This is a genomic window from Janthinobacterium leeuwenhoeki (genome assembly GCF_051380795.1).
In the GTDB taxonomy this organism is placed as follows: Bacteria; Pseudomonadota; Gammaproteobacteria; order Burkholderiales; family Burkholderiaceae_D; genus Janthinobacterium.
In genome coordinates this window covers 175,748-190,565 of record NZ_JBNYXT010000002.1, presented here as the reverse complement: position 1 = coordinate 190,565, position 14,818 = coordinate 175,748, and the positions used below count along the sequence as shown (strand labels likewise).

Here is a 14,818-nt window from a genome sequence, read left to right as displayed (position 1 = left end):
AGACTAGTCAATTTTTGGAGAAATCAATGAACGCACCGCAAGCCGCCACTTTCAAGCCTAAAAAATCCGTCGCCCTGTCCGGCGTCACCGCCGGCAATACGGCGCTGTGCTCGGTCGGCAAGACCGGCAACGATTTGCACTATCGCGGCTATGACATCCTGGACGTGGCCGACAGCTGCGAGTTCGAGGAAATCGCCTACCTGCTGGTGCACGGCAAGCTGCCGACTGCCGCCGAACTGAAAGGCTACAAGGCCAAATTGAAATCCTTGCGCGGCCTGCCGTCGGCCGTCAAAGCCGCGCTGGAAGCGCTGCCGGCCGCCGCTCACCCGATGGACGTGATGCGCACGGGCGTGTCCGTGCTGGGCTGCACCCTGCCGGAAAAAGACGACCATAACGCGCCAGGTGCGCGCGACATCGCCGATCGCCTGATGGCGTCGTTCGGCTCCATGCTGCTGTACTGGTACCACTACAGCCATAATGGCAAGCGCATCGAAGTGGAAACGGACGACGACTCGATCGGCGGCCACTTTCTGCACCTGCTGCACGGCGAAAAACCGTCGGCGTCGTGGGAAAAAGCCATGCACACCTCGCTGATCCTGTACGCGGAACACGAATTCAACGCTTCGACCTTCACCAGTCGCGTCATCGCCGGCACGGGTTCGGACATCCACTCGGCCATCACGGGCGCCATCGGCGCGCTGCGCGGCCCGAAACACGGCGGCGCAAACGAAGTGGCGCTGGACATCCAGAAGCGCTACGACAATGCCGATGAAGCGGAAGCGGATATCCGCGAGCGCGTCGCCAACAAGGAAGTGGTGATCGGCTTTGGCCACCCCGTCTACACGATTTCCGACCCGCGCAATAAAGTCATCAAGGAAGTGGCCCGTTCGCTGTCGCAGGAAGCCGGTTCCACGAAAATGTTCGACATCGCCGAGCGCCTGGAATCGGTGATGTGGGAAATCAAGAACATGTTCCCGAACCTGGACTGGTTCTCGGCCGTGTCGTACCACATGATGGGCGTGCCGACGGCGATGTTTACGCCGCTGTTCGTCATTTCGCGCACTTCGGGCTGGGCTGCCCACATCATCGAGCAGCGCATCGACAACAAGATCATCCGCCCGAGCGCCAACTACGTGGGCCCGGAAGACCTGGAATTCGTGCCGATCAAGGACCGCAAATAATGAGCATCAATATGAATACCTTGCACCGCAAATCCTTGCCGGGCACCCAGCTAGACTACTTCGATACGCGCGCCGCCGTCGATGCGATCCAGCCAGGCGCCTACGCCACCTTGCCCTATACCTCGCGCGTACTGGCCGAAAATCTGGTGCGCCGCTGCGATCCGGCCACCTTGAACGCTTCGCTGAGCCAGTTCATCGAACGCCGCCGCGACCTCGATTTTCCATGGTTCCCCGCCCGTGTCGTCTGCCATGACATCCTGGGCCAGACGGCCCTGGTCGACCTGGCCGGCTTGCGCGACGCCATCGCGGCCCAGGGCGGCGACCCGGCGCTGGTCAATCCTGTCGTGCCCACGCAACTGGTGGTCGACCATTCGCTGGCCGTCGAATGCGGCGGTTTTGATCCCGATGCTTTCGCCAAAAACCGCGCCATCGAAGACCGCCGCAACGAAGACCGTTTCGACTTCATCGACTGGACGAAAAAGGCGTTCAAGAACGTCGACGTGATTCCTCCAGGCAACGGCATCTTGCACCAGATCAATCTGGAGCGCATGTCGCCCGTGATCCAGGTGCAAAATGGCGTGGCCTATCCTGACACCCTGGTCGGCACGGATTCGCACACGCCCATGGTCGACGCGCTGGGCGTGATCGCCATCGGCGTAGGTGGTCTGGAAGCGGAAAGCGTGATGCTGGGCCGCGCCTCGTGGATGCGCCTGCCCGACATCATCGGCGTCAAGCTGACGGGCAAGCCGCAGCCGGGCATCACGGCCACGGACACGGTGCTGGCGCTGACGGAATTTTTGCGCAAGCAGAAGGTCGTCTCGTCCTACCTGGAATTCTTTGGCGAGGGCGCTTCGCACCTGACCCTGGGCGACCGCGCCACGATCTCGAATATGGCGCCAGAATTTGGCGCCACGGCCGCCATGTTCTACATCGATGCGCAAACCATCAAGTATCTGAAACTGACGGGCCGCGACGATGAACTGGTCAAGCTGGTGGAGCTGTACGCAAAAGAGACAGGCTTGTGGGCCGACAGCCTGGTCGACGCGCAATACGAGCGCGTCTTGAGCTTCGACCTGTCGTCCGTGGTGCGCAATATCGCCGGGCCGTCGAATCCGCACAACCGCGTGCCGACGTCGGAACTGGCTGCGCGCGGGATCTCCGGCGTGGTGGAAAACGAGCCGGGCAAGATGCCGGACGGCGCCGTCATCATCGCGGCCATCACCAGCTGCACCAACACGAACAACCCGCGCAACATGATCGCCGCCGGCCTGATCGCGCGCAATGCGAACCGCCTCGGTTTGACCCGCAAGCCGTGGGTGAAATCGTCGCTGGCGCCGGGCTCGAAAACCGTGGAACTGTATCTGCAGGAAGCGGGCCTGCTGCCGGAGCTCGAAACACTGGGCTTCGGCGTCGTGGCTTTCGCCTGCACCTCGTGCAACGGCATGTCGGGCGCGCTTGATCCTGTCATCCAGGAAGAAGTGGTGTCGCGCGACCTGTACGCCACGGCCGTCTTGTCGGGCAACCGCAACTTCGATGGCCGTATCCACCCGTACGCGAAACAGGCTTTCCTCGCTTCGCCGCCGCTGGTGGTGGCCTACGCGATCGCCGGCACCATCCGCTTTGATATCGAGAAGGATGTGCTGGGCCATGATGCGGACGGCAAGGCTATCCTGCTGAAGGATATCTGGCCATCCGACGAGGAAATCGACGCCATCGTCGCATCCAGCGTCAAGCCGGAGCAGTTCCGCAAGGTGTATATCCCCATGTTCGCCAAGCAGGCCGACGACGGCATCAAGGTCAGCCCCCTGTACGACTGGCGTCCGCAGACGACGTACATCCGCCGTCCGCCGTACTGGGAAGGCGCGCTGGCTGGCGCGCGTCCCTTGAAAGGCATGCGTCCGCTGGCCGTCCTGGGCGACAACATCACCACCGACCATTTGTCGCCATCGAACGCCATCATGCTCGATAGCGCGGCCGGCGAATACCTGGCGAAGATGGGTTTGCCGGAAGAAGACTTCAACTCCTACGCCACGCACCGGGGCGACCATTTGACGGCGCAGCGCGCCACGTTTGCCAACCCGACCCTGAAAAACGAGATGGTGATCGAAGATGGCAAAGTGAAGGCCGGTTCGCTCACGCGCATCGAGCCGGAAGGCACGATCTCGCGCATGTGGGAAGCCATCGAGGTGTACATGGAGCGCAAGCAGCCATTGATCATCATCGCCGGCGCCGATTATGGCCAGGGTTCCTCGCGCGACTGGGCCGCCAAGGGCGTGCGCCTGGCTGGCGTGGAAGCCATCGTGGCCGAAGGCTTCGAGCGCATCCACCGCACCAACCTGGTGGGCATGGGCGTCTTGCCGCTGGAATTTTTGCCAGGCGTGAATCGCAAGACCCTGGGTCTCGATGGCAGTGAAACCTATGACGTCGTCGGCGAGCGCACGCCGCGTTCCACCTTGACCCTGCTCATTCACCGCAAGAGCGGCGAAACGCTCGAAGTGCCCGTCACCTGCCGCCTCGATACGGCGGAAGAGGTGTCGATTTACGAGGCCGGCGGCGTCTTGCAGCGCTTCGCGCAAGATTTCCTCGAGTCGTCCAAGGCAGCATAAACCAGGGGTCAGACCCGCCGGGTCTGACCCCAGCTTTGTGCTGCGGGGAGGCTGTCGTCCTCGCAGCGCGTGCAAAGAACTTCTGCGGAAATATACAATGAGCCACGTACCCCAAATCAACATCCCCGCCACCTACATGCGTGGCGGCACCAGCAAGGGCGTGTTCTTCCGCCTGCAGGATTTGCCCGCCAGCGCGCAAGTGCCGGGCGCGGCGCGCGATGCGCTCCTGCTGCGCGTGATCGGCAGCCCCGACCCGTACGGCAAGCAGATCGACGGTATGGGCGGCGCCACCTCGAGCACCAGCAAGACGGTGATCCTGGCAAAAAGCGCCAAGCCGGAGCACGACGTCGACTATCTGTTCGGCCAGGTTTCCATCGACAAGCCCTTTGTCGACTGGAGCGGCAACTGCGGCAACCTGTCGGCCGCCGTCGGCTCGTTCGCCATTGCCAGCGGGCTGGTGGACGCCGCCCGCGTGCCTGCAAACGGCATCGCCACGGTGCGCATCTGGCAAGCCAATATCGGCAAGACCATCATCGCCCACGTGCCCATGACGCATGGCGAAGTACAGGAAACGGGCGACTTTGAGCTTGATGGCGTGACCTTCCCGGCCGCCGAAGTGAAGCTGGAATTTCTCGATCCTGCGGCGGAGGAAGAGGGCGGCGGTGGCGCCATGTTCCCTACCGGCAACCTCGTCGATGACCTCGACGTACCCGGCATCGGCACCTTGAAAGTCACCCTGATCAACGCCGGCATCCCGACAATTTTTGTCGACGCGGACGCCATCGGCTACACGGGCACGGAACTGCAGGACGCCATCAATGGCGACCCGGCCGCGCTGGCCCGCTTCGAGACCATCCGCGCGCACGGCGCGCTGCGCATGGGTTTGATTTCCCACCTGGATGAAGCGGCGAAGCGCCAGCATACGCCGAAGGTGGCCTTTGTCGCCAAGCCGGCCAGCTATGTCTCGTCCAGCGGCAAACAGGTGGAAGCGGGCGAGATCGACTTGCTGGTGCGCGCCATGTCCATGGGCAAGCTGCATCACGCCATGATGGGCACGGCGGCTGTCGCCATCGGCACGGCGGCAGCCATCCCCGGCACCCTGGTGAACCTGGCGGCGGGCGGCGGCGAAAAAACCAGCGTGCGTTTCGGCCACCCGTCCGGCACCCTGATGGTGGGTGCGCAAGCGGTGCTGGCCGATGGCCAATGGAGCGTCACCAAGGCCATCATGAGCCGCAGCGCGCGCGTGTTGATGGAAGGGGCTGTGCGCATTCCCGGCGACGCGTTTTAGGAAGAAATACGCAGGCAGATGGTAGGCAGATGACACACAGGCGGCACACATAAAGTGGTGGCCAGGCCAGTTCGCCCAGGCCCGATACAGATTGCACGCATACCGGAGGAGATATGAATTTCGCAGCATTTTATCAACGCTCGATCGACACGCCTGAGGCTTTTTGGCGCGAGGAAGCGGACAAGATCGATTGGCATACCCCGTTTTCGCAAGTGCTCGATTATTCCCGCCCGCCATTCGCCAAATGGTTCGTCGGCGGCACCACCAATTTGTGCCACAACGCCGTCGACCGCTGGGTGGACAGCCAGGGCGATGCGGCCGCGCTGATCGCCGTTTCCACCGAGACGAACACCGAGCGCAGCTACAGTTTTCGCGAACTGCAGCGCGAAGTGGAACGCTGCGCGGCCATTTTGCTGTCGCTGGGCGTGGCCAAGGGCGACCGCGTATTGATCTACATGCCGATGATCGCCGAAGCGGCCTTCGCCATGCTCGCTTGCGCCCGCATCGGTGCCGTGCACTCCGTGGTATTCGGCGGCTTTGCCTCTAACAGCCTGGCCAGCCGCATCGACGATGCGCAGCCCAAGCTGGTGTTTTCCGCCGATGCCGGTTCGCGCAATGGCAAGGCGATTGCCTACAAGCCGCTGCTCGACGAAGCCATCCGCATCGCCGCGCACAAGCCGCAGCAGGTATTGCTGGTCGACCGCCATCTGGTGCCGATGGAACTGACGCCGGGCCGTGACCTTGATTACGCGACGCTGCGCGAGCAGCACATGGATGCGCAGGTGCCCGTCACCTGGCTCGAAGCGAACGAGCCATCGTATGTGCTGTACACCTCGGGCACGACGGGCAAACCGAAGGGCGTGCAGCGCGATGTGGGCGGCTATGCGGTGGCGCTGGCGTCGTCGATGCAATACAACTTCTGCGGCAAGCCCGGCGAAACCTTTTTTGCCACCTCGGATATCGGCTGGGTGGTGGGTCATTCCTACATCGTGTATGGCCCGCTGATCGCCGGCATGGCCACCATCCTGTACGAGGGCTTGCCCATCTGTCCCGATGCGGGCATCTGGTGGAGCATCGTTGAAAAATACAAGGTCACGCGCATGTTCTCGGCGCCGACGGCCATCCGCGTGCTGCGCAAGCACCCGGTGGAACTGATGCGCAAATACGACCTGTCGTCATTGAAGGCGCTGTATCTGGCGGGCGAGCCGCTCGATGAAACCACCTCGCAATGGATCGCCGACGAGTTGAAAGTGGACATCATCGACAACTACTGGCAGACGGAGACGGGCTGGCCGATTCTCTCGGTGGCAAAAGGTGTCGCTGATACCCCGACGCGCCTGGGCAGCCCGGGCCTGGCCATGTACGGCTACCAGGTCAAGCTGCTCAACGAAGCGACGGGCGAGGAGTGCGAAGACTACGAGAAGGGTGTGCTGGTGCTGGAAGGCCCGCTGCCGCCGGGCTGCATGCAGACGGTCTACGGCGACGATGCGCGCTTCGTCGACACCTACTGGTCCACCTTCAGCGGCCGGCAAGTGTATTCCACCTTCGACTGGGGCGTGCGCGACGCGGATGGCTATTACTTCATTCTGGGCCGCACCGATGACGTGATCAACGTGGCCGGCCACCGCCTGGGCACGCGCGAAATCGAGGAAAGTATCAGCAGCCATCCGAACGTGTCGGAAGTGGCGGTGGTGGGCGTGGAAGACAAGCTCAAAGGCCAGGTGGCGATGGCCTTCGTGATCCTGAAGGACCCGCAGGGTTTCGACAGCGTTGACGCGAAAGCGGCCCTGGAACGCGAAGTGATGGCCGTGGTTGACCGCCAGCTGGGCGCCGTGGCGCGGCCCGCGCGCGTGCTGTTCGTGGCGCAGCTGCCGAAGACGCGCTCGGGCAAGCTGCTGCGCCGTTCGATCCAGGCCATCTGCGAAGGCCGCAACCCGGGCGACCTGACGTCGATGGACGACCCGGCATCGCTGCAGCAGATCCAGGCAGCATTGGCTTGAGCGTCATGATCCAAGCGAAGTTTATCAATCGATAAACTTCGCTCTCAAATGCGCTCGCTTTCCTTGCGCACGACCCTGCCCACGATCAGACATTCATTGCCGCGGCACAGCTTGCGGTGGTATTTGCGCTGGTCCGGGTTGTCCGACGTCAACCACCATTCGCCGATGTCGCGCGCCATGCGCTTGACCACCGGTTCGCCTTCGTAATTGATGGCAAACACGATGCCGTCGGCCGGCCGCTTGTCGGCCGTATTGATGATCACCACGTCGTCCTCGTACAGGGCCGGCTCCATGCTCTCGCCCTTGACCTTGATACCCACCAGTTTTTCAGGGTGGTAGCCATTGCGCTCGACCCAGCTGCGCGGCACGCTGATGGTGCTGCCGTCGTGCGTCTCCGGTTCGATGGCAAAGCCCGTGATACCGGCAGACAGGCGCAGTTTTACCTTGCGGATCGCGTAAAAACGTTCATCCTCGCCATCATCCACGACCACGGGCTGCACGCCAGGCAGCGCGCGTGCCGCCAGCGCCGCCTGGTCTGGCGCCGCGCCCTGGTCGAAGTACATGCTGTCCAGCTGCAGGTCCGCTTCCAGTTTGCGCGCGATCTTTTCGCTGAAGGCGCGTCCCTCGCGGTAGGTGGGCGAGAGGATTTGCGAGATGCGCGCCTCGCTCCAGCCGCTGACGTCGGAAATTTTCTTGCGCGTGTTGTCGTAGTGCTCGCGGATCAGGGCCAGCAGGCGGTCGCGTCTGTATTGATACATATTCATCTCCACATTAAACCTGAAATTTACCGTTTGATAAATTACCAAATGCTTGACTTTAACATTAGCGATTGATAAAGTCCACTCGTTGCCTGTCGCAAACGCACTACAGCGTTTGCCGGTTGGCGACACCACGGGAGGTCAGGCAGATGTTGAACAGCAGTCAGTTGATTGAAAGCAGGGCGGCGCCACGGCAGGGGCGCCAGTTACAGGGGCGCAGCAAGAAGTCGCAGCTGCATATTGCCCGCATCGCGCAGTACATTCGCGAGCAGGGCCAGGCCAGCGCGGCACAATTGTCCGCCTTGCTGGGACTCGACGCGGGCACCATGAGCCGCTATTTGCGCCACATGTGCGCCATGGGACAGATCCACCTGGCGCAGCGCCACTGCACCGAGCCGAGGCGCCAGCGGCCCGCCCTGTACGCGCTGGGCGAACAGGATGAGGATGTCGATGGCTGGGCCGCACTGCCGCCGCAGGTGCGCCGCACGGCTTGCTGGCCACGCGGTGCCGCGCGCCGCGACCCCCTGGTGGCGGCGTTGTTTGGTCCGGCACAAGCTTAGGGCGGCAAGCCGCCCTCTCACATGAATGACAGCAAGCTGCCAAGCGCAGTTCTTTTTTGCCGCAACTGAAAGTACATCATGCATATCGATATCACCGCCGCAGGGGCTGCCTGGATCAAGCTGCTGGGCGTGCCCTTGCTGGCCGCCTTCTTTGCCACCTTGCTCAGCTTCATGGTCATGTGGCCACGCAGTTGCAAGGAGGCGCTCATCCGTATTTGCTCCAGCATCATCATTGCCACCTTTGCCGGTCCCGTCCTGGTGTCGGCGGTGCTGGCGTGGTGGCCCGGCTTGTTCGACAGCGCGCAAACGGTGGCGGCGCTGTATGGCTGTGATCCAGCCACGGGCTTCCTGTTCATTGCCGCACCGCTGATGGCGCTCGTCGGTTTGCCGGCGTGGTGGCTGGTGAGTGCCAGCGTGCGCTGGTTCGACCGGCGCCGCGACAAGGATATCGGTGAACTGGCGGCGGACGCTGCCGCTGCAGTCAAGGAGGTGCGGACGCGACGTTGACGGCAGCGGCACCATACACATTCATACTGGTTTGCCGCCATAAACTGTATACACACTATCGCCTTCTTCGTGCTGGCCGTCATCTTGTTGGTGGTCAAGTATGGGCGCGGTTTCCTGTCGAATATTGCGGTATTGATCGGCATCATCGCCGGCACGGGCCTGTCGTTTGCACTGGGCAAGGCCGATTTCGCCAAGGTGGCCAGCGCCAAGGCCTTTGCCATCGTCACCATGCGTCAGGTGATGATCGTCGTCATGATCGGGTCGCTGGGCATGTTTCTGGCGCTGGGAGAAGCGGGGCCGGGCTGGTGATGTTCGGCATGGTCGCCGCCACCGGCATCCGCATCCTGTCCGGCGTCGACTGCAAGAGCAAGCGCAACAACCTGTTCATCGTGGCCCTGGCTGTCGGCTTCGGCATGCTGCCGCGGGGGGCGGAACAGTACGCGCAGCATATGCCGAAAGCCCTGTCGCCGTTGCTGCATGGCGGCAACTTGCTGGCCGCCATCGTCGTCATGCTGCTCAATCTGATCTTCAACGGCTGGGCGTCGCAGGAAAAGGCGCAGGAGCAGGCGCGCGCGAACAGTCATGGCAGCGATTGAGGAGCCACCCTGCATCGCGAATGCCGCTCAGCCAGGCGCCAGAATCCTCAGCACCACGCAATTGCGCCCCCCATCCTTGGCCTGGTACAGCGCGGCATCGGCCAGGCGCAGCAGGGCGTCCGGATCGGCGGCGCCAGGTGCCGGCTGCACTGCGATGCCGACGCTGATCGTCACCTGCTGCGCCTGCGTGCTCGCGTGGACGATGCCCAGGTCTTCGATGGCGCGCCGCAGCGCTTCGCCGATCTGGCGCGCTTCGTCCGCACCGGTGTTCGGCAGCACGATCGAAAACTCTTCGCCGCCGTAGCGCGCCGTCAGGTCGCCTGCGCGCCGCATGCCGGCCGCCAGCGCCTGCGCGACCCGGGTCAGGCATGCGTCGCCGGCCTGGTGGCCGTGACGGTCGTTGAATAGCTTGAAGTAGTCGACATCGAGCATGATGACGGCAAGCGGCTGGACGACGCGCGTGGCACGCGCACATTCGGCGCGCAGCACGTCGTCGAAATGGCGCCGGTTCGACAGGCCCGTCAGGCCGTCGGTGATGGACAGGGTCGCCAGCTTGCGGTTGGCGTCTTCCAGTTGCCCGGTGCGCTCGGCAACGCGCCGTTCCAGGCTGTCATGCAGCCTGGCGCTGGAGATCGAGATCATTGCCTGTGCGCCGAGCATGCGCAGGAACGCGACGCGTTCTTCCGTGAACGAGGCTTCGGCCAGCCGGTTCTCGAAGTACAGGATGCCGTCGATCTGGCCGCCGTGCCGGATCGGCAGGCACATGACGGCGCGTGGCCGCTGCAGCTGCACGTATGGGTCGGCGGCAAAGCGCGAGGCGCCCGTGATGCAGTCTTCGATCACCTCCTCACCTGTGCGGATGACGTAGCGTAGCAGCGACAGCGGGAATTGCGGATCGCTGGCGGCGTTCAGGTCGAGCGGGCGCGCTTGCAGGACGGTGGTGACGTCGCCATCGAGATTGGCCTCCAGCTGGTAGCTGCCTCCGGATAGCAGCAGCAGCCGCGCTACCTGCGCGCCAGCGTTTTCGCACACGATGCCAATGAGGCGTGTCAGCACGTTGCGCAGGCCGACTTCGTTCGACAGGATTTGTGCAGCCTTCAGCAGCGACACCAGGTCGAGCGCGGAACTGCCTTGCGGGTGGGAGACCGAATGCCGTTGCGTGCTGCGGCCGTCCAGCCTTGACAGCATGGCGGTGTGGCGCTCCCGCAGCTGCGCCACCTTGCCGTCCGCGCCCCACTGGCCATAATGCGCGATGGCGTCACTGATGAAGACGGCGGCCACGCGCAGCTGTCCCTGGTCGTACCAGCATTCGCCGCACAGCTCATTGCCCAGCGCTTGCATGTTGACGTAACCTGCCAGGCCGGCGGCATCGATCGCTTGCTGATACAGGCGCGTGGCCAGCGGCAGATCTTCCCGGTTGCGTGCCATTTCGGCCATCACCAGCAGATGCTTGGCTACGCTATTGTCCGAGCCTTGCCTGGCCGACTCGGTGAGACTCGATTGCAGCGTGCCGATCACGGTCAGCATATCGCCCGCATCGGGGCGCGCAGGAGCGCGCCGCAACGCGCGGATCAGGATCAGCGCGACGTAGAAGCTGCATTCGGCAACCTTGGCCTGACCGCGCATGATCTGGGTGACGATGCCAAGTTGGCCGGCCATCACTTCGGCGTCGGCGCCGTCGAACAGGTAGGCGTTGCGAATCTTCCCTTGCAAGAAGTAGGCACGGTACAGGTGCGAGTCGCCATACTGTTCGAGGAAGTGCGCCTCGCTGAACGTCGCATCATCGTAGCTGTCATGACGGGGCAGGCGGCCCATCAGGCATTTGATCGGCTGGACCGCGGCGGCGACGCAGCAATCGGCCATCGCCTGCTGGCCGTTGGCACGCATCAGCGCCAGGTCGTGCTCGATGTCCTGCATCAGGTGCGGCAGATAGTCGCCCAGGATGATCCGGTCGGTGGCGCGCACGGCCGCCACCACGCCGACCTGCACGAAATCGGCGATTTCCAGCGCCCAGCCAAAGGCTTCTTCGTACAGGGCGTCGGAGCTGCGCAGGGGCTGCGTCCAGTGGCTGATAAGCGCACCGAACATCAGGCCTGTGAGTGCGCGCGTCTGCAGATTGGCACGCCGCCTGGCCAGCGCCATCGCCATCGCGCCGAAGTCGTAGCCGCGCGCCACGTCGCCGTCGTACAGCGCCAGTATCAGCGCGTAGCCGACATAGGCCACGGCGCTGAAATCGCTGTTCCCCCGTTGCATGGACAGCCGCGTCATCGACACCACCATCAGCGCGCTGAGATCCTGCTGGCCGGCGTAATAGCTGGCCATCCACAGGCCCTGCATCATCTGCATCGCGGCCACCGCGTCCGGCTCGCACATGTCATCTGCCGCCAGCAAGCTGTCGGGCGCATGCGCGCCAGGCTGCCGCCCGATATCGGCGAGAATATCGGAGAAGTGCGCCTTCATCTGCGCCACATCGTGCGCAATGTCGATGTGCAGCAGCGCCAGGCCATCGCGCTGCACGGCGATGGCGTCGAGCAGGCGGCCCTGCAATTGATACTGGTGCGCCTGGATGGCAATGCAGCGCAGCTGCAGCAAGGGGTTCAAGGCACGGGTGCGCACCAGCGGGTAGATCGCCTCGGCGGCATCGAATTGGCCACACAGGTAGGCCGCTTCCGCTGCACCGAGTTGCAGCTCGAGCCAGACGCCGGCGTGGACGTTCCATGCATCCGCCGGCAACAGGTCGAGACCGATTCGCATGTGCTCCAGGGCGGATTGGAACGCGGCGGAACGCCGTGCCTTGACGCCGGCCTGCAGATTGAGCATCGCCAGCTGCATCCGATCGCCGGCATCGTCGAGCAGCGCACGGCCGGCGTTGAGCTGCTCGACGATGTCAAACAGCGTCTCGTCCCGGCGTTGCAGCGGCGTATGCCGCAGGAGCAAGCGGCCGATGAGAAGATGGTTGGCCACGCGTATACCGGTATCGGCGACCAGGTAGGCTGCCTGCTGCACGCGGTCATGCAGGAAGTAGTAACTGACGCCGCTGTTGCCAGCATCGGTGTCGCCATCGACGTATTTATAGCGCTCGTCGAGCGGGTGTATTAATCCTGCCCTGAGCGCCGGCCACAGGTCTTGCTGCGTTTGCCGGGGCGCGCGGTCCACTGCCAAGGTGAGCGTGTCGAGCGTGAAGCGATTGCCGCAGGAGGCGGCCAGTTGCAGCAGGTGCTGCGTTACGGTGGGCAGGCGGCGGATTTTTTCCAGCAGCACCTCGACCACGTTGTCGGTGTACTTGGCCTGTTCTATCGCGGGCAGATCCCAGTCCCAGCAATCGTCGGCGGGCCGGTAGCGCAGATGGCCCGCCTCATTGAGCGCAGCGAGGAACTGATTGAGAAAAAAAGGATTGCCGGCCGTCTTGCGGCAGCAAATGCGGGTCAGTGGTGCGCAGTCGGGGACCGCCACGCGCACGGTGGCCGAGACCATTTGCGCAACCTGCGGCTCGGTCAGTGCGCTCAGTAACAGCGTCGACAGGGGCACGTTACGGGCAAGCAGCTTGTCGCGCAGCGCGATGAGCGGGTGCGCGGCGCTCACTTCGTTATCGCGGTATGCGCCGATGACCAGCATGCAGCTCTTGTCGCAGGAGACCATCAGCCGTTCGATCATCCGCAGCGTGGCCGCATCGGCCCATTGCAGGTCGTCGAGGAACAGCACCAGTGGATGCCCGGCGCAGGCGAAAACTTCGACGAAGCGGGGGAAGAGGCGGTCCAGACGCAGCTGGGCCTGTGCCGGCGCCGACGCCGGCATCGCATCGGTGGGGCCGACGATCAAGGCCAGTTGGGGAACCAGTTCGACAATCATGCCCACGCCGCTGCCCAGGGCCTCGTGCAGTTTTGCGGACCACTGCTGCAGCGTTTCTTCCGGCTGGTCCAGCAACTGGCGCACCAGCCCCTGGAAGGCCTGGATCAACGAGGCATACGGCACGTCGCGCTGGAGCTGGTCAAATTTGCCGGACAGGAAGCAGCCGCGCCGGGCGATGATGGGCTTTTGCACTTCGTTGACGACCGCCGACTTGCCGATGCCTGAATGGCCGGCCACCAGCAGCATCTCGCAGGTGCCCGCAGCACTGCGTTCAAACGCCGCCAGCAGCATGGCGATGGCATCCTCGCGTCCATGCAGCGTTTGCGGCACAAGGAAGCGGCCATTGTGCTCGGACAGCTTGAGCGCCTGCGCCGGCTTTTTCGTGCGGCATGCTTCGAGGTCGCTGCGCAAGCCATGCAAGCTCTGATAGCGCTGATCGGCATTTTTTTCCAGCAGGCGCTGGATGATCGGCAGCAGCTGGCCAGGCAAGCCTGCCAGCGCCGGGTGCGACCAGTCGGGACTGCGCGCAATGTGGCAATGCACGAGTTCCATCTCGTCGCCTGCCTCGAACGGCGCCTGCCCGGTCAGCAATTCGTACAAGGTGGCGCCGAGGGCATAGAAATCGGCGCGCCAGTCGACGCGCCGGTTCATGCGCCCGGTCTGTTCCGGCGCCATGTAGCGCAGCGTGCCTTCCAGGGTCTGGAGATTGACGATGCCATGGCTTTCGTAGGGCAGCTCACAGGCGATGCCGAAATCGATCAGCTGCAGCAGGCGCCGGTCTTCATTCCACACCAGATTGGAGGGATTGATGTCCTTGTGGATCACGCCCTGACGATGGACTTTGTCCAGCGCCGCGCACAGTTGCAGCGCGATGTCGAAAAAATCGTCCAGCGCCAATGCGGGCTGCGACGGCATCCTGCGCGCCGCCACCTGCGCGCGCAATACCCGGTCGAGCGCCTGGCCGCCGGTATCTTCCTGAAGCATCGTCCAGTGCCCGGCGTGCAGCTGCAGCGCCAGCGGACGCGCCACGCCAGGATGGCGGCAGCGGCGCGCGATCGCATACTCGCGCTTGAATTGCGCCAGTTGCTGAAATGAGGGGAACTGCTGATTCGGCATCTTGACGATCAGCGCCGTGCCATCGGCCGCCCTGGCGCGGTACACCCGCGAGCGGGAGCCACTGTGCAGCTGTTGGATGATCTCGTGGTCGAAAAGGGAGCGCATGGGCTGGGCTTGGCGGTACACAGACGGTTGCGGGAGCCTTGAGGCGCACATTTCGGAGCATTACTTGGTTGTTGGTATTATATCAGTAGGTAGTCGCGGCAGAGGGGGCGGGGCGATAGGGGGTGTTGCAAATATGTCGGCACTGACGGGTACTCTGCGAGCGATGATTGGATGCGGCCCGCAGGCCTGTTTCGCAGAATTGGCGAGAGCGAGATAATACTGTTCCGCATTTCTATGCAATATTGCAAGTCT

At 63.4% G+C, this 14,818-nt stretch carries 10 protein-coding genes; 8 read left to right on the top strand and 2 right to left on the bottom strand.

Going from position 1 to position 14,818, the window contains the following annotated elements:
* Positions 1-26 precede the first annotated feature (26 nt).
* From prpC to ACQ4WS_RS02745, 4 genes are all read left to right on the top strand, one after another.
* The gene (gene prpC / locus ACQ4WS_RS02760) at positions 27-1,181 is read left to right on the top strand and encodes a bifunctional 2-methylcitrate synthase/citrate synthase (RefSeq protein ID WP_436473455.1); all 1,155 of its coding nucleotides are present in this window, start codon (positions 27-29) and stop codon (positions 1,179-1,181) included.
* Positions 1,182-1,192: 11 nt separating this feature from the next.
* Positions 1,193-3,787, top strand: coding sequence for a Fe/S-dependent 2-methylisocitrate dehydratase AcnD (gene acnD, locus ACQ4WS_RS02755; RefSeq protein WP_436473634.1), 2,595 nt, complete (start codon positions 1,193-1,195; stop codon positions 3,785-3,787).
* A gap of 97 nt (positions 3,788-3,884) precedes the next feature.
* A complete protein-coding gene (prpF, locus tag ACQ4WS_RS02750; RefSeq protein ID WP_436473453.1) occupies positions 3,885-5,075 on the top strand; it encodes a 2-methylaconitate cis-trans isomerase PrpF in 1,191 nt (396 codons plus the stop codon).
* A gap of 113 nt (positions 5,076-5,188) precedes the next feature.
* Complete coding sequence (locus tag ACQ4WS_RS02745) at positions 5,189-7,075, top strand: propionate--CoA ligase (protein WP_436473451.1); 1,887 nt, start codon at positions 5,189-5,191, stop codon at positions 7,073-7,075.
* 44 nt (positions 7,076-7,119) lie between these two features.
* Here the strand turns inward: ACQ4WS_RS02745 and ACQ4WS_RS02740 are convergent, their stop codons facing one another.
* A complete protein-coding gene (locus ACQ4WS_RS02740) occupies positions 7,120-7,833 on the bottom strand; it encodes a S24 family peptidase (protein ID WP_436473449.1) in 714 nt (237 codons plus the stop codon).
* 149 nt (positions 7,834-7,982) lie between these two features.
* On the opposite strand from ACQ4WS_RS02740, the gene ACQ4WS_RS02735 reads away from it, so the two are divergent.
* From ACQ4WS_RS02735 to ACQ4WS_RS02720, 4 genes are all read left to right on the top strand, one after another.
* Positions 7,983-8,393 carry a FeoC-like transcriptional regulator gene (locus ACQ4WS_RS02735; RefSeq protein ID WP_436473447.1) on the top strand — a complete coding sequence of 137 codons (411 nt, stop codon included), beginning with the start codon at positions 7,983-7,985 and terminating at the stop codon, positions 8,391-8,393.
* A 78-nt stretch (positions 8,394-8,471) separates the two neighbouring features.
* Positions 8,472-8,900: a hypothetical protein gene (locus ACQ4WS_RS02730; RefSeq protein WP_436473445.1), complete on the top strand. Its 429-nt coding sequence runs from the start codon at positions 8,472-8,474 to the stop codon at positions 8,898-8,900.
* Positions 8,901-8,969: 69 nt separating this feature from the next.
* Positions 8,970-9,209: a hypothetical protein gene (locus ACQ4WS_RS02725; protein ID WP_436473443.1), complete on the top strand. Its 240-nt coding sequence runs from the start codon at positions 8,970-8,972 to the stop codon at positions 9,207-9,209.
* A complete protein-coding gene (locus tag ACQ4WS_RS02720) occupies positions 9,209-9,496 on the top strand; it encodes a hypothetical protein (protein ID WP_436473441.1) in 288 nt (95 codons plus the stop codon). The genes ACQ4WS_RS02725 and ACQ4WS_RS02720 overlap by 1 nt, the downstream gene beginning before the upstream one ends.
* A 27-nt stretch (positions 9,497-9,523) precedes the next feature.
* Here the strand turns inward: ACQ4WS_RS02720 and ACQ4WS_RS02715 are convergent, their stop codons facing one another.
* Positions 9,524-14,566 carry a diguanylate cyclase domain-containing protein gene (locus ACQ4WS_RS02715; protein WP_436473439.1) on the bottom strand — a complete coding sequence of 1,681 codons (5,043 nt, stop codon included), beginning with the start codon at positions 14,564-14,566 and terminating at the stop codon, positions 9,524-9,526.
* Positions 14,567-14,818: the final 252 nt, after the last annotated feature.

What these genes read in the sequence shown, in the direction of transcription:
- prpC (WP_436473455.1), top strand. Translation starts at nt 27, where the DNA reads ATGAACGCACCGCAAGCCGCCACTTTCAAGCCTAAAAAATCCGTCGCC.
- acnD (WP_436473634.1), top strand. Translation starts at nt 1,193, where the DNA reads ATGAATACCTTGCACCGCAAATCCTTGCCGGGCACCCAGCTAGACTAC.
- prpF (WP_436473453.1), top strand. Translation starts at nt 3,885, where the DNA reads ATGAGCCACGTACCCCAAATCAACATCCCCGCCACCTACATGCGTGGC.
- ACQ4WS_RS02745 (WP_436473451.1), top strand. Translation starts at nt 5,189, where the DNA reads ATGAATTTCGCAGCATTTTATCAACGCTCGATCGACACGCCTGAGGCT.
- ACQ4WS_RS02740 (WP_436473449.1), bottom strand. Translation starts at nt 7,833, where the DNA reads ATGTATCAATACAGACGCGACCGCCTGCTGGCCCTGATCCGCGAGCAC.
- ACQ4WS_RS02735 (WP_436473447.1), top strand. Translation starts at nt 7,983, where the DNA reads ATGTTGAACAGCAGTCAGTTGATTGAAAGCAGGGCGGCGCCACGGCAG.
- ACQ4WS_RS02730 (WP_436473445.1), top strand. Translation starts at nt 8,472, where the DNA reads ATGCATATCGATATCACCGCCGCAGGGGCTGCCTGGATCAAGCTGCTG.
- ACQ4WS_RS02720 (WP_436473441.1), top strand. Translation starts at nt 9,209, where the DNA reads ATGTTCGGCATGGTCGCCGCCACCGGCATCCGCATCCTGTCCGGCGTC.
- ACQ4WS_RS02715 (WP_436473439.1), bottom strand. Translation starts at nt 14,566, where the DNA reads ATGCGCTCCCTTTTCGACCACGAGATCATCCAACAGCTGCACAGTGGC.